General features: G+C 69.2%; 1 protein-coding gene. It reads left to right on the top strand.

Annotated features, from left to right (window positions below; genetic code table 11):
- The coding region (locus tag SB679_RS24035) for a hypothetical protein (RefSeq protein ID WP_410704753.1) at positions 1-210 on the top strand (210 nt) is incomplete at its 5' end.
- Between the last annotated feature and the right edge of the window lie 66 nt (positions 211-276).

Below are 276 nucleotides of genomic sequence, written 5' to 3'. Positions count from 1 at the left end.
GCCGCGATGTTCGACCCGCAAGCCATCCGCGCCCACGCCGCCCGCTTCAGCACCCGCAATTTCAAGCTTGGCATGGAGCTGATCATCCAGGAGGAACTGCGCGCCCGCAAGGCCGCCGCCCTGCAGCCCGCCCCCCACGGCGAAGCCCGCCGCTTCCCCTTCGACACGGTCTTCCCGGTACCGGCCCCGGAGACCGACCGGGTGCACTAGGCCCCCATATCCCGATCCTCACGCCATATGACCACCGCACGGAAAGCGTGACTCCCTGCGCGGAAC

The organism is Chryseobacterium sp. SIMBA_029 (assembly GCF_046535275.1).
Lineage (GTDB): Bacteria > Bacteroidota > Bacteroidia > Flavobacteriales > Weeksellaceae > Chryseobacterium.
The sequence above is the reverse complement of the archived record's forward strand: the minus strand, read 5'-3'. Positions and strand labels throughout refer to the sequence as shown.